The organism is Streptomyces sp. 3-6, from assembly GCF_056323165.1.
The window spans coordinates 34991-51221 of sequence record NZ_JBWHZP010000027.1 but is presented as its reverse complement, the minus strand read 5'-3'; the positions used below and the strand labels follow the sequence as shown (position 1 = coordinate 51221).

At 67.9% G+C, this 16231-nt stretch carries 26 protein-coding genes; 24 read left to right on the top strand and 2 right to left on the bottom strand.

Translation table 11 applies throughout. The annotated features are described in order from the left end of the window. Positions 1 to 490 precede the first annotated feature (490 nt). The gene (gene gdhA / locus AC02VZ_RS24485; RefSeq protein ID WP_432055006.1) at positions 491 to 1849 is read left to right on the top strand and encodes an NADP-specific glutamate dehydrogenase; all 1359 of its coding nucleotides are present in this window, start codon (positions 491 to 493) and stop codon (positions 1847 to 1849) included. Between the two features lie 227 nt (positions 1850 to 2076). On the opposite strand, the gene AC02VZ_RS24480 is transcribed toward gdhA, so the two are convergent. Continuing rightward, the gene (locus AC02VZ_RS24480) at positions 2077 to 2538 is read right to left on the bottom strand and encodes an ATP-binding protein (RefSeq protein ID WP_476476392.1); all 462 of its coding nucleotides are present in this window, start codon (positions 2536 to 2538) and stop codon (positions 2077 to 2079) included. Positions 2539 to 2681: 143 nt separating this feature from the next. Between AC02VZ_RS24480 and AC02VZ_RS24475 the strand changes: the two genes are divergently transcribed. Continuing rightward, positions 2682 to 3527, top strand: coding sequence for a helix-turn-helix domain-containing protein (locus AC02VZ_RS24475; RefSeq protein WP_476476391.1), 846 nt, complete (start codon positions 2682 to 2684; stop codon positions 3525 to 3527). Then, complete coding sequence (locus AC02VZ_RS24470; protein WP_432055008.1) at positions 3524 to 3712, top strand: DUF397 domain-containing protein; 189 nt, start codon at positions 3524 to 3526, stop codon at positions 3710 to 3712. Before AC02VZ_RS24475 ends, AC02VZ_RS24470 begins: the two co-directional genes overlap by 4 nt. Positions 3713 to 3781: 69 nt before the next feature. Here AC02VZ_RS24470 and AC02VZ_RS24465 read toward each other — a convergent pair whose 3' ends face one another. Further along, positions 3782 to 5761 (bottom strand): ATP-binding protein, encoded by a 1980-nt coding sequence (locus AC02VZ_RS24465; protein WP_476476390.1) that lies wholly within the window; start codon positions 5759 to 5761, stop codon positions 3782 to 3784. Positions 5762 to 6377: 616 nt separating this feature from the next. On the opposite strand from AC02VZ_RS24465, the gene rpsJ reads away from it, so the two are divergent. The 21 genes from rpsJ (at position 6378) to rplO (ending at position 16220) form a co-directional block, all read left to right on the top strand. Further along, positions 6378 to 6686: a 30S ribosomal protein S10 gene (gene rpsJ, locus AC02VZ_RS24460; protein ID WP_003948644.1), complete on the top strand. Its 309-nt coding sequence runs from the start codon at positions 6378 to 6380 to the stop codon at positions 6684 to 6686. Between the two features lie 17 nt (positions 6687 to 6703). Beyond that, a complete protein-coding gene (rplC, locus tag AC02VZ_RS24455; protein ID WP_030571197.1) occupies positions 6704 to 7348 on the top strand; it encodes a 50S ribosomal protein L3 in 645 nt (214 codons plus the stop codon). Positions 7349 to 7356: 8 nt separating this feature from the next. Continuing rightward, the gene (rplD, locus tag AC02VZ_RS24450) at positions 7357 to 8016 is read left to right on the top strand and encodes a 50S ribosomal protein L4 (protein ID WP_362090610.1); all 660 of its coding nucleotides are present in this window, start codon (positions 7357 to 7359) and stop codon (positions 8014 to 8016) included. Next, on the top strand, positions 8016 to 8435 hold the full coding sequence (gene rplW / locus AC02VZ_RS24445) for a 50S ribosomal protein L23 (protein WP_362090612.1): 420 nt from the start codon (positions 8016 to 8018) through the stop codon (positions 8433 to 8435). Before rplD ends, rplW begins: the two co-directional genes overlap by 1 nt. Positions 8436 to 8485: 50 nt before the next feature. Next, positions 8486 to 9322, top strand: coding sequence for a 50S ribosomal protein L2 (gene rplB / locus AC02VZ_RS24440; protein WP_476476389.1), 837 nt, complete (start codon positions 8486 to 8488; stop codon positions 9320 to 9322). A 12-nt stretch (positions 9323 to 9334) separates the two neighbouring features. Further along, on the top strand, positions 9335 to 9616 hold the full coding sequence (gene rpsS / locus AC02VZ_RS24435; protein ID WP_010036728.1) for a 30S ribosomal protein S19: 282 nt from the start codon (positions 9335 to 9337) through the stop codon (positions 9614 to 9616). Positions 9617 to 9660: 44 nt separating this feature from the next. Then, positions 9661 to 10008 (top strand): 50S ribosomal protein L22, encoded by a 348-nt coding sequence (gene rplV, locus AC02VZ_RS24430; protein ID WP_006130776.1) that lies wholly within the window; start codon positions 9661 to 9663, stop codon positions 10006 to 10008. Then, positions 10008 to 10832, top strand: a complete 825-nt coding sequence (gene rpsC / locus AC02VZ_RS24425; RefSeq protein WP_164332810.1) for a 30S ribosomal protein S3 — start codon at positions 10008 to 10010, stop codon at positions 10830 to 10832. The genes rplV and rpsC overlap by 1 nt, the downstream gene beginning before the upstream one ends. A gap of 5 nt (positions 10833 to 10837) precedes the next feature. After that, positions 10838 to 11257 (top strand): 50S ribosomal protein L16, encoded by a 420-nt coding sequence (rplP, locus tag AC02VZ_RS24420; RefSeq protein WP_125504725.1) that lies wholly within the window; start codon positions 10838 to 10840, stop codon positions 11255 to 11257. Then, complete coding sequence (gene rpmC, locus AC02VZ_RS24415; RefSeq protein ID WP_007494763.1) at positions 11257 to 11481, top strand: 50S ribosomal protein L29; 225 nt, start codon at positions 11257 to 11259, stop codon at positions 11479 to 11481. Before rplP ends, rpmC begins: the two co-directional genes overlap by 1 nt. Continuing rightward, positions 11481 to 11768 (top strand): 30S ribosomal protein S17, encoded by a 288-nt coding sequence (gene rpsQ, locus AC02VZ_RS24410; protein ID WP_023587024.1) that lies wholly within the window; start codon positions 11481 to 11483, stop codon positions 11766 to 11768. Before rpmC ends, rpsQ begins: the two co-directional genes overlap by 1 nt. 135 nt (positions 11769 to 11903) lie before the next feature. Continuing rightward, entirely contained in the window at positions 11904 to 12272 is a 369-nt protein-coding gene (gene rplN, locus AC02VZ_RS24405) for a 50S ribosomal protein L14 (protein ID WP_003992364.1), read from the top strand. Positions 12273 to 12274: 2 nt separating this feature from the next. Further along, the gene (rplX, locus tag AC02VZ_RS24400; RefSeq protein WP_192229674.1) at positions 12275 to 12598 is read left to right on the top strand and encodes a 50S ribosomal protein L24; all 324 of its coding nucleotides are present in this window, start codon (positions 12275 to 12277) and stop codon (positions 12596 to 12598) included. Then, positions 12598 to 13155: a 50S ribosomal protein L5 gene (rplE, locus tag AC02VZ_RS24395; protein ID WP_019329632.1), complete on the top strand. Its 558-nt coding sequence runs from the start codon at positions 12598 to 12600 to the stop codon at positions 13153 to 13155. Before rplX ends, rplE begins: the two co-directional genes overlap by 1 nt. Before the next feature lie 5 nt (positions 13156 to 13160). After that, entirely contained in the window at positions 13161 to 13346 is a 186-nt protein-coding gene (locus tag AC02VZ_RS24390) for a type Z 30S ribosomal protein S14 (protein WP_003948630.1), read from the top strand. Between the two features lie 240 nt (positions 13347 to 13586). Further along, complete coding sequence (gene rpsH / locus AC02VZ_RS24385; RefSeq protein WP_432055010.1) at positions 13587 to 13985, top strand: 30S ribosomal protein S8; 399 nt, start codon at positions 13587 to 13589, stop codon at positions 13983 to 13985. 24 nt (positions 13986 to 14009) lie between these two features. Beyond that, positions 14010 to 14549, top strand: a complete 540-nt coding sequence (gene rplF / locus AC02VZ_RS24380; RefSeq protein ID WP_164332813.1) for a 50S ribosomal protein L6 — start codon at positions 14010 to 14012, stop codon at positions 14547 to 14549. A gap of 3 nt (positions 14550 to 14552) precedes the next feature. Beyond that, entirely contained in the window at positions 14553 to 14936 is a 384-nt protein-coding gene (gene rplR, locus AC02VZ_RS24375) for a 50S ribosomal protein L18 (protein WP_164332814.1), read from the top strand. 41 nt (positions 14937 to 14977) lie between these two features. Further along, the gene (gene rpsE, locus AC02VZ_RS24370) at positions 14978 to 15577 is read left to right on the top strand and encodes a 30S ribosomal protein S5 (protein ID WP_476476388.1); all 600 of its coding nucleotides are present in this window, start codon (positions 14978 to 14980) and stop codon (positions 15575 to 15577) included. A gap of 2 nt (positions 15578 to 15579) precedes the next feature. Further along, positions 15580 to 15762, top strand: a complete 183-nt coding sequence (rpmD, locus tag AC02VZ_RS24365) for a 50S ribosomal protein L30 (protein WP_004927226.1) — start codon at positions 15580 to 15582, stop codon at positions 15760 to 15762. A gap of 2 nt (positions 15763 to 15764) precedes the next feature. After that, entirely contained in the window at positions 15765 to 16220 is a 456-nt protein-coding gene (gene rplO / locus AC02VZ_RS24360) for a 50S ribosomal protein L15 (RefSeq protein WP_362090621.1), read from the top strand. Positions 16221 to 16231 lie beyond the last annotated feature (11 nt).

Genomic DNA, 16231 nt, shown 5'->3' with positions numbered 1-16231 from the left:
CTCCCGGCCCGGTGACACCACCCCCCGGGTCATGGTCGACAGGGGGCAAAAGTCATGCCGGGCCAGAAGGCCGGGAGCCTCATGATCGAGGCCGTCTAGAAGGTAACGGGGCCGTCGACTCCGGGAGTGGCATGACTGCCTCAGTGCCTTCGCGGAGTTTTCGCGGAACTCGTGGCGGCGCGAACCGGTGCACCGCGTGCGGCGACGTACGTCGCGGACCGTCCGGCGGGGGCGGCCGGGTCGTCGTCGGACCGCCGTGGCCGGCGGCGCGGCGGCCCGGTGGCGTCCCGAAACCGATGCCGTCACGTCTCAAATGGCGGACGTTCCGGCCGGGGCCCTTGGCCTTCCCGTTTACACATGGGTAACACTGAAGGGTCGACTGTTGTCCGGAGCGACCGCCCGGACCGTCGTGTCCTGCGCGCGGCAATGGCGCCGAGCGCCCATCACCGGTTCCCGGAACCGGTGTCAGCCGCGCCAGAAAGGGACCGCCGTGACCTCACGCCACGCCTCCACGCCCGCCATCGACCAACTGCGCACCGACATCCTGCGGCGCAACCCGGCCGAACCCGAGTTTCACCAGGCGGCGCGCGAGGTGCTGGACACGCTGGCGCCGGTGCTCGCGGCGCGGCCCGAGTACGCCGTGCCGGGGCTCGTCGAGCGCTTGATCGAGCCGGAGCGGCAGATCATCTTCCGGGTGCCGTGGGAGGACGACAACGGTCGCGTGCACGTCAACCGGGGCTTCCGGATCGAATACAACAGCGCCCTCGGCCCCTACAAGGGCGGGCTGCGGTTCCACCCCTCGGTGAACCTCGGGATCGTGAAGTTCCTCGGCTTCGAGCAGGTCTTCAAGAACGCGCTCACCGGCCTCGGCATCGGCGGCGGCAAGGGCGGCAGCGACTTCGACCCGCAGGGCCGCAGCGACTCCGAGGTCATGCGCTTCTGCCAGTCCTTCATGACCGAGCTGCACCGGCACATCGGTGAGTACACCGACGTGCCCGCCGGTGACATCGGCGTCGGCGCCCGCGAGATCGGCTACCTCTTCGGCCAGTACCGGCGCATCACCAACCGGTGGGAGGGCGGCGTGCTCACCGGCAAGCGGGCCGGCTGGGGCGGTTCGCTGATACGGCCGGAGGCCACCGGCTACGGCAACGTGCTGTTCGCCGAGGCGATGCTGCGGGTGCGCGGCGAGGACCTGCAGGGGCAGACGGCCGTCGTGTCCGGCTCCGGCAACGTGGCCATCTACACCATCCAGAAGCTGGCGGCCCTCGGCGCCAACCCGGTGACCTGCTCCGACTCCAGCGGCTACGTCGTGGACGAGAAGGGCATCGACCTGGAGCTGCTGCGCCAGGTCAAGGAGGTCGAGCGCGGGCGCGTGAGTGACTACGCCGAGCGCCGGGGCGGCTCCGCCCGGTTCGTGCCCGGCGGGCGCGTCTGGGAGGTCCCGGCGGACGTGGCGCTGCCGTCGGCCACGCAGAACGAGCTGAACGCGCAGGACGCCGCCACCCTGATCCGGCACGGTGTGAAGGCGGTGTCCGAGGGCGCGAACATGCCGACGACGCCCGAGGCGGTCCAGCTGCTCCAGCAGGCCGGGGTCGCCTTCGGCCCGGGCAAGGCGGCCAACGCGGGCGGGGTCGCGGTGAGCGCGCTGGAGATGACGCAGAACGCCTCGCGCACCTCCTGGAAGGCCGACCAGGTCGAGAACGAGCTGGCCCGGATCATGACCGACATCCACACCACCTGCGCCGAGACCGCCGAGCGCTACGGCTCCCCCGGCGACTACGTGACCGGCGCGAACATCGCCGGGTTCGAGCGGGTGGCCGACGCGATGCTGGCCCAGGGCGTCATCTGACGCACCCGCGTCATCACGGAAGGGGCGGCGGTCCCAGGTGCCGCACGAGCGGACCTGGGACCGCCGCCCTTTCGCGCCGCTCGGTGGACCGCACGGCAGTACCCGGCTGCGGCCGGCGGCGGTACGGGCGCCTGCCGCCGCCGGCGGCCACCACGGGGACGTGGGGCGCGCTGCACCGAGCCCGGCGCCGTACGGCCGTCCCGTCACGCGCTGAGCAGCCCTTCCGGTCACCGGGGCGGGACGACGGGCCGGGCACCGATGGATCCCGCCCCCACCTCGGCCCAGACGGTCTTGAGCGGGGGCGGGCCGGGGACGACTCCCCACCGGTCGGCGAGGGCGTCCACGAGCAGCAGACCACGGCCGGACTCGGCGTCGGTGATGGAGGTCTGCGGGCACGGCAGCCGGTCACCGCGCGTGTCCGTGACCTCGATGCGGAGCGTGTCGCCGACGACGTACAGCAACAGCCGGAAGTCTCGGCCGGAGACACGGCCATGGGTGACGGCGTTGGCCGCCAGCTCCCCGACGATCAGCTCCGCGGGTTGGGACGGCATCCCCCACGTGCGCAGTCGCTCGGTGGCGAGCAGCCGGGCGAGACGGGCGCCGCGAGGTGTGGAGGACAGCTTGAGGCTGAAGTTCCGGACCGGGACGGCGGCAGTTCGGCGCGTGAAGTCGCTGATTTCCTGATTCACGTCACTCAGCGTGTCGGAGCCTGCTTCCGTGGAGGAGTGACAACGTCACCACGTACCGTCACTGTCCCGGCTTTTGTCTCGGCTGTCTCGGCTGTCCCGGGCGTTGTACGAGTACAAGCACGCGTACGCGCGAAGGAGGAGCCGTGGACGAGGGCGTCGACGAGGCGGGCTGGGACGTCGAACCGGACGACGAGATCGAGCCGGCGGTGCAGGCGGTGGGCCGCCTGCTCAAGGTCTGCCGGGAGTCCGCCGGGACGAGCGTGTCCGAGCTGGCGGCCTCGCTCGGGTACGGCGAGGACATGATCCGCAAGATCGAACGCGGGGCCCGCATCCCGCGCCCCGAGTTCCTGGACCGGGCGGACCGGATCCTGAAGGCGCAGGGGCATCTGCGGGCCTTCATGGAGGACATGCGGAAGGCCCGGTATCCGAAGAAGGTGCGGCAGCTGGCCGAGCTGGAGGGGCGGGCGGTGGACGTGCTGCTGTACAGCAACCTCCACATCCACGGACTCTTGCAGACCGAGGAGTACGCACGGTCGATGTTCGGGGTCTATCGGCCTGCGCACTCACCGGACGTGCTGGAGGCCGGTGTCGCTGCGCGCATGGCCCGGCAGTCCATCTTCGAGCGAACTCCCATGCCGGAACTGAGTTTTATCCAGGAGCAGGCGACACTCCAACGCCCGGTCGGGGGGACAATGGTGCTGCGTGGGCAGCTCGAACGCCTCCTTCAGGTGGCGGAACGGCCCAACGTGGAGCTCCAGGTGATGCCGACCGCGCGGTGGGACCATCCTGGACTGAACGGCCCGATCGAGTTGCTGAGGTTCGCGGACGGCACGGCCATCGGGCGCTCCGACGGAATGTTCAACGGCCGTCCGACCCGGGACCCCCGACAGCTGCGGGTCCTCGAACTGCGGTATGGCATCATCCGGGCGCAGGCGCTCTCGCCAGGGGAGTCCCTGGCCTTCATCGAGCAAGTGCTGGGAGCACTATGAGTACCCCTGAACTCCACTGGTTCAAGAGCAGCTACAGCAGCGGCCCCGATGTGAACGACTGCCTCGAAGTCGCCCCCACCCCCACCGCCGTCCACGTCCGAGACACCAAGAACGTCTCCGGCCCGCGGCTGGTGCTCACGCCGGCGGCGTGGGCGGACTTCGTCACCTACGCCTCGCGGGGCTGACCCTCGCCCGGCGCACATTGTCGAATACGGAGCGCCTTAGCGGTGGGGTCCGCGCGCGACCCCGGCCGGTCACGGTGTGGCGGCCGCGCCGGCCCCCCGCGGGGCGGGGATGGTCCCGTCGCCGACCAGCTCCGCCACCGCATCGCCGTGGTTGCGGACGAGGTAGTCCATGGCGTGCTCGTTGGAGGACTGGTACTCCAGCTGCTCGCTGTGGAAGCGCAAGCGCTCCTGACAGTCCTCGATGATCTCTCCCCACGTCTTCACCATGATCCGGAAGCCGGGAGTGGAGACCGCACATCCAGGGACGCGGTCCGTCTGGTGGGCCAGCTGCCGCAGGGTGTTGTCCACGGCGTTACCGACGAGCCAGAAATCCCAGATCACCGTCGGATCGCGGAACCGGTCGTCGGACATCACCGCTTCCGCGTAGCTGTTGATCTGGCCGAACTCGGCCATTCCGAGAACCAGGCCGGGGCGTTTCAGCTCGACGACCAGATGGTGGCGCTCCCCCTTCCGATGCCGTGCGGCGCGGGACAGCATGAGATCGACCCGGCCGGGCCGCCCGTCCTCGCGCAGTACAGGACCCGGCGTGGGAGCGTCGCGACCGAGGAGCCGGCAGTGCTGGACGAGCACTTCGTTGAGGCTGCGGTCACTGACGTGCAGCGCGTACTCCTCGCCGAACACCCAGCAGCTGTCCTCCAGAATGCGGTGGAGTTCGTCCCGCTCCTTGACGCGCGGTTTCGCCTCCGGGGCGAAGACGAGATGCTCCAGAGCGGCCAGGAAATCGATGCGGTCGGCCACTGCGGTCGAGGCCTTGATCAGAGCTGACAGGCTGGTCCGCTCCAGAAGGCGGTTCAGCTCCTCCCTCTCCTGCCTGGACAGGGCGAAGAGCTCGTCCGCGATCCGCAGAACATCCGAGGGCTCATGAGCCAGTACGGATCGAAGGAGTGCGAAGGTTGTCCTGCGTGTGCCCTTCGATTTCGGCAGGTGCCGGAAGACGGTAGTGGCCACCGCGTCGAAGGTTTCACGCTCCGCTCGCTCCCTCTCGTCGGCCGGATCGGCGGAGTACGGATAGATGCCGTCGCGCTGCCACCCGGCGACCTGCTCACGTCGGCGCTCGTCGACACGGGCGCGGAAGTGCGCGCGCAACTGTTCACGAGCTGCCGCAAGCATTTCGCTCAGGGGGCCTTCCGTCGCCCAATCGGTGAAGGCGAGTTCCTCGGGGTCCACGTCGTCGAAGCCGCCCCAGCTCAGATGAGCAGTGAACTCGAAGCCGGGAGCCTGAATGCCCGGTTTGAGCTGGGCCCGGGACATGCCCTCGGCGTCGCACAGGAAGAGTGCGCGGGGGACCGGCCTGCGCCACTCGACGACCCTGAGTTTCGCGGGTCCGCCGCTCCCGTTGAAGGGCACGTCGAGGGCGTAGTCGACGGCGTACAGCTGTTCGGCTGCGGGGTCGAGGGCACGGCCGTCGTACTCGATCCGGACGTCCGGGTACTTCTCCAGGTAAGTGGCGAACGTCGTGGTGAGCGATGACCTGGCCCGTTCGTCGCCGAGCCCGTCCAACTCATCACTGCCGAAGGCCTCGAACAACGTGCCGGTGGGCTCGTCCGTCGGCTCCGGCTCCCCGATGTCGAACTCGTCCATGGATTGCCTGTCGGCCTCGATGACAAGCTGGCGTCTGCCCTGAGGGGTCTCGCTCACGCTGGTCCAGCGGACGAAGGACCCCAGGGCGAAGGCACGGACTCGGCCTCGTCCATTCTTGCCGTGCAGTGCACGGTTCCTGACCGGCGTGCCCTTCGCCCGCTTCTTCCAGGACGAACCGATGGGCCGGAAGTACTCCTCGCACTGCTCGGCGGACATGCCGCATCCGTCGTCCTGGATCTGGACACGGTCCACACCACCGAGATCGTTGCGTTCCAGGCTGACGACGACGCATCCGCCGTCCGCGTCGAGCGCGTTCCACAACAGCTCTTCGACCGCACCGACCGGATCCCGCAGGCGTGCCAGTTCGGCGACATGCTCACGGCTGGTCTCCAGCCTCACCCTGACCATGATCGGGCCCTCCCGGCCTCCATGAATGCGTGCGGGGTCAGTCTGCCCTGCTCATACCGGGCCGTGTGCCGCAACTCATGGGGGTCACCCGGCGGGGGAGGGAGGTAGTTACGGTGGTCGCCAGGACTGGAGCCGCCGATCCGGCGGCCGTCCCTGTCGCCCGGCGTCCGCCCGTGTCCGGGCCGTGCGCGCGGCGGGCGTTTGACCTACGTCACCCTCGGGGTATTCTCTCCGGCTCGATTGGCCAGGCTCCCGCCCGCTGTGGCAGACTGTCCGAGTTGCTCGGTCGAGTGTTGATGCTGCGCGCCTCCCGCCGGGAGGACCGGAAGCGAGTCCCACAGTACTCGTCGTCCCATGCAATGCGCCGGAAGGCGTAGGGGCGGACGTACGGGAATCTTCCGGGAAGCGTGGGCGCGGCGCCGGCCAGGCGCCCGGTGGGCCGTCCGCCCCCGGTCCGCGGTTCTGGTAGGGCCGTGTCAATCCCGCAGGGATGTTCGAACAAGGGACATCTGTGTCAGCGGGACTGCGACACGCCCGACCGCGTGGGTCGGAGGAACGGGCATCAGGAACCACCGGGTACCAGAGCGTTCACGAGAGACAGGACTACGAAGTAGCCATGGCGGGACAGAAGATCCGCATCCGGCTCAAGGCCTACGACCACGAGGTCATCGACTCCTCGGCGAAGAAGATCGTCGAGACGGTGACCCGTACTGGTGCGTCGGTCGCGGGCCCGGTGCCGCTGCCCACTGAGAAGAACGTGTACTGCGTCATCAAGTCGCCGCACAAGTACAAGGACTCGCGCGAGCACTTCGAGATGCGCACGCACAAGCGCCTGATCGACATCCTCGACCCGACTCCCAAGACCGTTGACTCTCTGATGCGACTCGACCTCCCGGCCGGTGTCGACATCGAGATCAAGCTCTGAGGGCCGGTGATCTGAGAATGGCTAAGCAGATCAAGGGCATCCTGGGCGAGAAGCTCGGCATGACGCAGGTGTGGGACGAGAACAACCGCGTTGTTCCGGTCACCGTCGTCAAGGCCGGCCCCAACGTCGTCACCCAGGTCCGCACGAACGACGTCGACGGCTACGAGTCGGTCCAGATCGCCTTCGGCGAGATCGACCCGCGCAAGGTGAACAAGCCCCTCAAGGGTCACTTCGCCAAGGCCGACGTCACCCCCCGTCGTCACCTCGTCGAGATCCGCACCGCAGACGCCTCCGAGTACACGCTGGGCCAGGAAGTCACCGCCGAGGTGTTCGAGGCCGGCGTGAAGGTCGACGTGACCGGCAAGAGCAAGGGCAAGGGCTTCGCCGGTGTCATGAAGCGCCACAACTTCCGTGGTCTCGGCGCCGGACACGGTACCCAGCGCAAGCACCGCTCGCCCGGTTCCATCGGTGGCTGCGCCACCCCGGGTCGTGTGTTCAAGGGCCTGCGCATGGCGGGTCGCATGGGCAACGAGCGGGTCACCACCCAGAACCTGACCGTCCACGCCGTTGACGCGGAGAAGGGTCTGCTGCTCATCAAGGGCGCGGTTCCCGGTCCGAACGGCGGCCTCGTCCTGGTCCGCACCGCGGCCAAGGGGGCCTGAGGTAACCGATGAGCACTGTTGACATCCTTTCGCCGGCGGGCGACAAGGCCGGTACCGTCGAGCTCCCCTCGGAGATCTTCGACGTCGAGAAGGTCAGCATTCCGCTGATCCACCAGGTCGTCGTCGCACAGCTGGCCGCTGCCCGCCAGGGCACGCACAAGACGAAGACGCGTGGCGAGGTCCGCGGCGGTGGCCGCAAGCCGTACCGCCAGAAGGGCACCGGTCGCGCCCGCCAGGGTTCGACCCGCGCCCCGCAGTTCGCCGGCGGTGGCGTCGTCCACGGCCCGCAGCCGCGCGACTACTCGCAGCGGACCCCGAAGAAGATGAAGGCCGCGGCCCTGCGCCACGCCCTCACCGACCGGGCCCGCCACAACCGCATCCACGTCGTCACCGGCGTGGTCGAGGGCGAGACCCCCTCCACGAAGGCCGCCAAGAGCCTGTTCGGCAAGATCAGCGAGCGCAAGAACCTGCTCCTGGTCGTCGACCGCGCCGACGAGGCCGCGTGGCTGTCCGCCCGCAACCTGCCCCAGGTCCACATCCTGGAGCCGGGCCAGCTGAACACGTACGACGTTCTCGTCTCGGACGACGTGGTCTTCACCAAGGCCGCTTTCGAGTCCTTCGTCGCCGGCCCGAACAAGGCCAACGACAACGAAGGGAGCGAGGTCTGATGGCTGCCCGTCACCCCTCGATCGCCTCGAAGGCCGCCAAGGCGGCCAAGGCCCGTCGCGTCGCCAAGGCGCGCCGCCACGAGGCCGAAGGCAAGAACACCGTCGTCACCCCGGCGAGCAAGGCGTTCACGGACCCCCGTGACGTGCTGCTCAAGCCGGTCGTGTCGGAGAAGAGCTACGCGCTCATCGACGAGAACAAGTACACGTTCCTCGTCGCGCCTGGCTCCAACAAGACCCAGATCAAGGAGGCCGTGCAGGCGGTCTTCTCGGTCAAGGTCACCGGCGTCAACACGATCAACCGCGTCGGCAAGCGCAAGCGGACCCGTACGGGCTTCGGCCAGCGTGCCGCCACCAAGCGCGCGATCGTGACCCTCGCCGAGGGCGACCGTATCGACATCTTCGGCGGTCCGACCGCGTAAGCGGTCGGAATCGTCCAGATTTCGGAATCACTTCCGAGGACTGAGAGACAATGGGTATCCGCAAGTACAAGCCGACGACCCCGGGCCGTCGTGGCTCCAGCGTCGCCGACTTCGTCGAGGTCACGCGGTCCACGCCGGAGAAGTCGCTGGTCCGCCCGCTGCACAACAAGGGCGGCCGTAACAATTCCGGTCGTGTGACCGTCCGCCACCAGGGCGGTGGCCACAAGCGCGCCTACCGCGTGATCGACTTCCGTCGTCACGACAAGGACGGCGTGCCGGCGAAGGTCGCGCACATCGAGTACGACCCCAACCGCACCGCGCGCATCGCGCTGCTGCACTACGCGGACGGCGAGAAGCGCTACATTCTCGCGCCGCGCGACCTGAAGCAGGGCGACCGCGTCGAGAACGGTCCCGGGGCCGACATCAAGCCGGGCAACAACCTCGCCCTGCGCAACATCCCGGTCGGTACGACGCTGCACGCCATCGAGCTGCGTCCCGGCGGCGGCGCCAAGCTCGCCCGCTCCGCCGGCGCCTCGGTACAGCTGCTCGCGAAGGAGGGCACCATGGCCCACCTGCGCATGCCGTCCGGCGAGATCCGCCTGGTCGACGCCCGCTGCCGCGCCACGGTCGGCGAGGTCGGCAACGCCGAGCAGAGCAACATCAACTGGGGCAAGGCCGGCCGTAAGCGGTGGCTGGGCGTCCGCCCGTCCGTCCGCGGTGTCGTGATGAACCCGGTGGACCACCCGCACGGTGGTGGTGAGGGCCGGACCTCCGGTGGCCGTCACCCCGTGTCCCCCTGGGGCCAGAAGGAAGGCCGTACTCGTTCGCCCAAGAAGGCGTCGAACAAGTACATCGTCCGCCGCCGCAAGACGAACAAGAAGCGCTAAGGACGGGTTGAGATGCCTCGTAGCTTGAAGAAGGGACCCTTCGTCGACGACCACCTGATCAAGAAGGTGGACGCACAGAACGAAGCCGGTACCAAGAACGTCATCAAGACCTGGTCCCGTCGCTCGATGATCGTCCCGGCGATGCTGGGCCACACGATCGCGGTGCACAACGGCAAGACCCACATTCCGGTGTTTGTCACCGAGTCGATGGTCGGCCACAAGCTCGGCGAGTTCTCGCCGACCCGCACCTTCCGGGGCCACGTCAAGGACGACCGGAAGTCGAAGCGCCGCTAGTCGGCGGGGTGCAATCGACCATGACAGACACTGAAGGGACAACCATGGAAGCCAGGGCCCAGGCGCGGTACATCCGCGTCACGCCCATGAAGGCCCGCCGCGTGGTGGACCTCATCCGTGGCATGGATGCCACGGAGGCTCAGGCGGTCCTGCGTTTCGCCCCGCAGGCCGCGAGCGTGCCGGTGGGCAAGGTGCTGGACAGCGCCATTGCCAACGCCGCGCACAACTACGACCACACCGATGTCGACAGCCTCTTCATCTCCGAGGCCTACGTCGACGAGGGCCCGACTCTGAAGCGGTTCCGTCCGCGCGCCCAGGGCCGCGCCTACCGGATCCGCAAGCGGACCAGCCACATCACCGTGGTCGTCAGCAGCAAGGAAGGAACCCGGTAATGGGCCAGAAGGTAAACCCGCACGGGTTCCGGCTCGGTGTCACGACCGACTTCAAGTCGCGTTGGTACGCCGACAAGCTGTACAAGGACTACGTCAAGGAAGACGTCGCCATCCGTCGGATGATGACGTCCGGCATGGAGCGCGCCGGCATCTCCAAGGTCGAGATCGAGCGCACCCGTGACCGCGTCCGTGTGGACATCCACACGGCCCGTCCGGGCATCGTCATCGGCCGCCGCGGCGCCGAGGCCGACCGCATCCGCGGTGACCTCGAGAAGCTCACCGGCAAGCAGGTCCAGCTGAACATCCTCGAGGTCAAGAACCCCGAGACGGACGCTCAGCTCGTGGCCCAGGCCGTCGCCGAGCAGCTCTCCTCCCGCGTCTCCTTCCGCCGCGCCATGCGCAAGAGCATGCAGTCGGCGATGAAGGCGGGCGCCAAGGGCATCAAGATCCAGTGCGGTGGCCGCCTCGGTGGCGCCGAGATGTCCCGCTCGGAGTTCTACCGCGAGGGCCGCGTGCCCCTGCACACGCTCCGCGCGAACGTGGACTACGGCTTCTTCGAGGCCAAGACGACCTTCGGCCGCATCGGCGTGAAGGTCTGGATCTACAAGGGCGACGTCAAGAACATCGCCGAGGTCCGCGCCGAGAACGCCGCAGCCCGCGCGGGTAACCGCCCGGCGCGCGGCGGTGCCGACCGCCCGGCCCGTGGTGGCCGCGGTGGCGAGCGGCGCGGTCGCAAGCCGCAGCAGCAGGCTCCGGCCGCCGAGGCCCCCAAGGCCGAGGCTCCCGCCGCTGCTCCGGCTGAGAGCACCGGAACGGAGGCCTGACCGACATGCTGATCCCCCGTAGGGTCAAGCACCGCAAGCAGCACCACCCCAAGCGCACCGGTATGTCGAAGGGTGGCACGCAGGTTGCGTTCGGCGAGTACGGCATCCAGGCGCTGACCCCGGCGTACGTGACGAACCGCCAGATCGAGGCGGCTCGTATCGCGATGACCCGTCACATCAAGCGTGGCGGCAAGGTCTGGATCAACATCTACCCGGACCGCCCCCTCACCAAGAAGCCGGCCGAGACCCGCATGGGTTCCGGTAAGGGTTCCCCGGAGTGGTGGGTGGCCAACGTCAAGCCCGGACGCGTGATGTTCGAGCTGTCGTACCCCAACGAGAAGATCGCGCGCGAGGCCCTGACCCGTGCGGCCCACAAGCTGCCGATGAAGTGCAAGATCGTCAAGCGCGAGGCAGGTGAAGCGTGATGTCGGCCGGTACCAAGGCGTCAGAGCTGCGCGAGCTGGGCAACGAGGAGCTTCTCGCGAAGCTCCGCGAGGCCAAGGAAGAGCTGTTCAACCTCCGCTTCCAGGCGGCGACCGGGCAGCTCGAGAACCACGGCCGTCTGAAGGCGGTCCGCAAGGACATCGCGCGGATCTACACCCTGATGCGCGAGCGTGAGCTGGGCATCGAAACGGTGGAGAACGCCTGATGAGCGAGAACAACGTGACTGAGACGAACACTGAGGCTCGGGGCTTCCGCAAGACCCGCGAGGGCATCGTCGTCAGCGACAAGATGGACAAGACCGTCGTCGTCGCCGTCGAGGACCGCAAGAAGCACGCGCTGTACGGCAAGGTCATCCGCAGCACGAGCAAGCTCAAGGCCCACGACGAGCAGAACGCCGCCGGCGTCGGTGACCGCGTCCTCCTGATGGAGACCCGGCCGCTGTCCGCGACGAAGCACTGGCGCATCGTCGAGATCCTCGAGAAGGCCAAGTAAGCAATTCCCGCAAGGGAGTTGCACCAGTACGTTCCCGCGGGGCACCCCTCGCAGGACAAGTTCCGCCAGGCTCCGGGGGCCGTCCGCTCAAGGTGAGCGGCCCCCGGGGAACCGGCAGACATTCAGGAGATAGACGTGATCCAGCAGGAGTCGCGACTGCGTGTCGCCGACAACACGGGTGCGAAGGAGATCCTTTGCATCCGTGTGCTCGGTGGCTCCGGTCGCCGCTACGCGGGCATCGGTGACGTCATCGTCGCCACCGTCAAGGACGCGATCCCCGGCGGCAACGTGAAGAAGGGTGACGTCATCAAGGCGGTCATCGTTCGCACCGTCAAGGAGCGCCGCCGTCCGGACGGCTCGTACATCCGCTTCGACGAGAACGCCGCCGTCATCCTCAAGAACGACGGCGACCCTCGTGGCACCCGTATCTTCGGCCCGGTCGGCCGTGAGCTGCGCGAGAAGAAGTTCATGAAGATCATCTCCCTCGCGCCGGAGGTGCTGTGAGCATGAAGATCAAGAAGGGCGATCTGGTCCAGGTCATCACCGGCAAGGACAAGGGCAAGCAGGGCAAGGTCATTGCCGCTTACCCGCGCGAGGAGCGCGTCCTGGTCGAGGGTGTCAACCGGGTCAAGAAGCACACCAAGGCCGGTCCGACCGCAGGCGGTTCGCAGGCCGGCGGCATCGTGACCACCGAGGCGCCGGTCCACGTCTCCAACGTCCAGCTGGTCGTGGAGAAGGACGGCAACAAGGTCGTCACGCGCGTCGGTTACCGCTTCGACGACGAGGGCAACAAGATCCGCGTTGCCAAGCGGACGGGTGAGGACATCTGATGGCTACCACCACCACTCCGCGTCTGAAGACGAAGTACCGCGAGGAGATCGCGGGCAAGCTGCGTGAGGAGTTCTCCTACGAGAACGTCATGCAGGTTCCCGGCCTCGTCAAGATCGTGGTCAACATGGGTGTGGGCGACGCCGCCCGCGACTCCAAGCTGATCGAGGGCGCCATCCGCGACCTCACCACGATCACCGGTCAGAAGCCGGCCGTCACCAAGGCCCGCAAGTCCATCGCGCAGTTCAAGCTGCGCGAGGGCCAGCCGATCGGTGCCCACGTCACGCTCCGTGGCGACCGCATGTGGGAGTTCCTGGACCGCACCCTGTCGCTGGCGCTGCCGCGCATCCGCGACTTCCGCGGCCTGTCCCCCAAGCAGTTCGACGGCCGTGGCAACTACACCTTCGGTCTCACGGAGCAGGTCATGTTCCACGAGATCGACCAGGACAAGATCGACCGCGTCCGGGGTATGGACATCACCGTGGTGACCACGGCGACCAACGACGCTGAGGGCCGCGCGCTCCTTCGTCACCTCGGCTTCCCCTTCAAGGAGGCGTGAGCGAGATGGCGAAGAAGGCTCTGATCGCTAAGGCTGCTCGCAAGCCCAAGTTCGGTGTGCGTGGCTACACCCGCTGCCAGCGCTGTGGCCGCCCGCACTCCGTGTACCGCAAGTTCGGCCTGTGCCGCGTGTGCCTTCGTGAGATGGCTCACCGCGGCGAGCTGCCGGGCGTGACCAAGAGCTCCTGGTAAACCGGTCTTTCCGGACCACCAGGGCTCTCGGTAAGCAACCGGTACGGCAGGGGGCCCACTCCGCATGCCTTAGGCTTGTGGGGTTGGGCGCCTGCCGTACCCGTACGCCACGCGGGCACACCGCCCGCCAATGATTGCTTACTACGCCGTAGGTCCACCGCGCCGCACCCGTCCCGTCTCGGATCGGGGAGAGGGATGGCGCACCAGGAAACCACGGCGAGAGAGGCCGAAGGCCAATTCATGACCATGACTGATCCGATCGCAGACATGCTGACGCGTCTGCGGAACGCGAACTCGGCATACCACGACTCCGTGGCGATGCCGCACTCGAAGATCAAGTCGCACATCGCGGAGATCCTCCAGCAGGAGGGCTTCATCACGGGCTGGAAGGTCGAGGACGCCGAGGTCGGCAAGAGCCTCGTCCTGGAGCTGAAGTTCGGCCCCAACCGTGAGCGCTCCATCGCGGGCATCAAGCGGATCTCCAAGCCCGGTCTCCGGGTGTACGCGAAGTCCACCTCCCTGCCGAAGGTGCTGGGCGGCCTCGGCGTGGCGATCATCTCCACGTCGCACGGGCTCCTCACCGACAAGCAGGCCGGCAAGAAGGGCGTGGGTGGGGAAGTCCTCGCCTACGTCTGGTAGCAGAAGGGAACGGAGGAAACAGCTATGTCGCGCATCGGCAAGCTCCCCATCGCGGTTCCCGCCGGCGTGGACGTCACCATCGACGGCCGTACGGTCGCGGTCAAGGGCCCGAAGGGCACGCTGACCCACACCGTCGTGGCGCCGATCGAGATCGCCAAGGGTGAGGACGGCGTGCTCAACGTCACCCGCCCCAACGACGAGCGTCAGAACAAGGCCCTGCACGGCCTGTCGCGCACGCTGGTGGCGAACATGATCACCGGCGTGACCCAGGGTTACGTGAAGAAGCTCGAGATCAGCGGTGTCGGTTACCGCGTGCTCGCCAAGGGTTCGAACCTGGAGTTCTCCCTCGGTTACAGCCACCCGATCCTGGTCGAGGCCCCCGAGGGCATCACCTTCAAGGTGGAGTCCCCGACCCGTTTCTCGGTCGAGGGCATCGACAAGCAGAAGGTCGGCGAGGTTGCGGCCAACATCCGCAAGCTGCGCAAGCCCGACCCGTACAAGGCCAAGGGCGTCAAGTACGAGGGCGAAGTCATCCGCCGCAAGGTCGGAAAGGCGGGTAAGTAAGCCATGGCATACGGGCAGAAGATCCTCAAGGGCGACGCCTACAAGCGCGCCGCGATCAAGCGCCGTCACATCCGGATCCGCAAGAAGGTCGCGGGTACGGCGGAGCGTCCCCGTCTCGTCGTGACCCGCTCGAACCGCCACATCGTGGCGCAGGTCATCGACGACCTGAAGGGCCACACCGTGGCGTCGGCGTCCACCCTGGACAGCTCGATCCGCAGTGGCGAGGGCGACAAGTCCGCGCAGGCCAAGCAGGTCGGTGCCCTGGTCGCCGAGCGCGCCAAGGCCGCCGGTGTCGAGGCCGTCGTGTTCGACCGTGGTGGCAACCAGTACGCCGGGCGCATCGCCGCCCTGGCGGACGCCGCCCGCGAAGCCGGGCTCAAGTTCTGAGCCGGTTCCGGAGCTAGCGGAAACAGAGAGAGGTAATTCCAATGGCTGGACCCCAGCGCCGCGGTGGCGGTGGCGGCGAGCGGCGGGACCGGAAGGGCCGTGACGGCGGCGCTGCTGCCGCCGAGAAGACCGCGTACGTTGAGCGCGTCGTCGCGATCAACCGCGTCGCCAAGGTTGTGAAGGGTGGTCGTCGCTTCAGCTTCACCGCGCTGGTCGTGGTGGGCGACGGTGACGGCACCGTGGGTGTCGGATACGGCAAGGCCAAGGAGGTGCCGGCCGCCATCGCCAAGGGCGTTGAGGAGGCCAAGAAGCACTTCTTCAAGGTCCCCCGCATCCAGGGCACCATCCCGCACCCCATTCAGGGTGAGAAGGCTGCCGGCGTCGTGCTGCTCAAGCCCGCCTCCCCGGGTACCGGTGTGATCGCCGGTGGTCCGGTGCGTGCCGTGCTCGAGTGCGCCGGTATTCACGACGTGCTGTCGAAGTCGCTCGGCTCCGACAACGCGATCAACATCGTGCACGCGACCGTGGCGGCCCTCCGTGGCCTGCAGCGTCCCGAGGAGATCGCGGCCCGCCGCGGTCTGCCGCTCGAGGACGTCGCCCCCGCGGCTCTTCTCCGTGCACGTGCCGGGGCGGGTGCGTAATCATGGCGCAGCTCAGGATTACGCAGGTCAAGTCCTACATCGGCAGCAAGCAGAACCACCGTGACACCCTGCGCTCCCTTGGTCTCAAGGGGATCAACACGCAGGTCGTCAAGGAGGATCGTCCCGAGTTCCGCGGCATGGTGCACACCGTCCGCCACCTCGTGACGGTCGAGGAGGTCGACTGATCATGGCGGAGCAGAACCCGCTCAAGGTCCACAACCTCCGTCCCGCCCCGGGCGCCAAGACCGCCAAGACCCGTGTGGGTCGTGGTGAGGCGTCGAAGGGTAAGACGGCCGGTCGTGGTACCAAGGGCACCAAGGCCCGCTACCAGGTTCCGGAGCGCTTCGAGGGCGGCCAGATGCCGCTGCACATGCGCCTCCCGAAGCTGAAGGGCTTCAAGAACCCGTTCAAGACCGAGTTCCAGGTCGTCAACCTGGACCGTCTCGCCTCCCTCTACCCCGAGGGCGGGGAGGTCACGGTCGAGGACCTGGTCGCCAAGGGCGCCGTTCGCAAGAACAGCCTCGTCAAGGTGCTCGGCCAGGGCGAGATCTCCGTGGCGCTGCAGGTGACGGTCGACGCCGTCTCCGGCTCCGCCAAGGAGAAGATCACCGCCGCCGGCGGCACCGTCACCGAGCTCGTCTGAACCCCTCGGAC

Coding starts and splice junctions, on each gene's coding strand:
- AC02VZ_RS24470 (WP_432055008.1), top strand. CDS start 3,524: ATGAGTACCCCTGAACTCCACTGGTTCAAGAGCAGCTACAGCAGCGGC.
- AC02VZ_RS24465 (WP_476476390.1), bottom strand. CDS start 5,761: ATGGTCAGGGTGAGGCTGGAGACCAGCCGTGAGCATGTCGCCGAACTG.
- rpsJ (WP_003948644.1), top strand. CDS start 6,378: ATGGCGGGACAGAAGATCCGCATCCGGCTCAAGGCCTACGACCACGAG.
- rplC (WP_030571197.1), top strand. CDS start 6,704: ATGGCTAAGCAGATCAAGGGCATCCTGGGCGAGAAGCTCGGCATGACG.
- rplD (WP_362090610.1), top strand. CDS start 7,357: ATGAGCACTGTTGACATCCTTTCGCCGGCGGGCGACAAGGCCGGTACC.
- rplW (WP_362090612.1), top strand. CDS start 8,016: ATGGCTGCCCGTCACCCCTCGATCGCCTCGAAGGCCGCCAAGGCGGCC.
- rplB (WP_476476389.1), top strand. CDS start 8,486: ATGGGTATCCGCAAGTACAAGCCGACGACCCCGGGCCGTCGTGGCTCC.
- rpsS (WP_010036728.1), top strand. CDS start 9,335: ATGCCTCGTAGCTTGAAGAAGGGACCCTTCGTCGACGACCACCTGATC.
- rplV (WP_006130776.1), top strand. CDS start 9,661: ATGGAAGCCAGGGCCCAGGCGCGGTACATCCGCGTCACGCCCATGAAG.
- rpsC (WP_164332810.1), top strand. CDS start 10,008: ATGGGCCAGAAGGTAAACCCGCACGGGTTCCGGCTCGGTGTCACGACC.
- rplP (WP_125504725.1), top strand. CDS start 10,838: ATGCTGATCCCCCGTAGGGTCAAGCACCGCAAGCAGCACCACCCCAAG.
- rpmC (WP_007494763.1), top strand. CDS start 11,257: ATGTCGGCCGGTACCAAGGCGTCAGAGCTGCGCGAGCTGGGCAACGAG.
- rpsQ (WP_023587024.1), top strand. CDS start 11,481: ATGAGCGAGAACAACGTGACTGAGACGAACACTGAGGCTCGGGGCTTC.
- rplX (WP_192229674.1), top strand. CDS start 12,275: ATGAAGATCAAGAAGGGCGATCTGGTCCAGGTCATCACCGGCAAGGAC.
- rplE (WP_019329632.1), top strand. CDS start 12,598: ATGGCTACCACCACCACTCCGCGTCTGAAGACGAAGTACCGCGAGGAG.
- AC02VZ_RS24390 (WP_003948630.1), top strand. CDS start 13,161: ATGGCGAAGAAGGCTCTGATCGCTAAGGCTGCTCGCAAGCCCAAGTTC.
- rpsH (WP_432055010.1), top strand. CDS start 13,587: ATGACCATGACTGATCCGATCGCAGACATGCTGACGCGTCTGCGGAAC.
- rplF (WP_164332813.1), top strand. CDS start 14,010: ATGTCGCGCATCGGCAAGCTCCCCATCGCGGTTCCCGCCGGCGTGGAC.
- rplR (WP_164332814.1), top strand. CDS start 14,553: ATGGCATACGGGCAGAAGATCCTCAAGGGCGACGCCTACAAGCGCGCC.
- rpsE (WP_476476388.1), top strand. CDS start 14,978: ATGGCTGGACCCCAGCGCCGCGGTGGCGGTGGCGGCGAGCGGCGGGAC.
- rpmD (WP_004927226.1), top strand. CDS start 15,580: ATGGCGCAGCTCAGGATTACGCAGGTCAAGTCCTACATCGGCAGCAAG.
- rplO (WP_362090621.1), top strand. CDS start 15,765: ATGGCGGAGCAGAACCCGCTCAAGGTCCACAACCTCCGTCCCGCCCCG.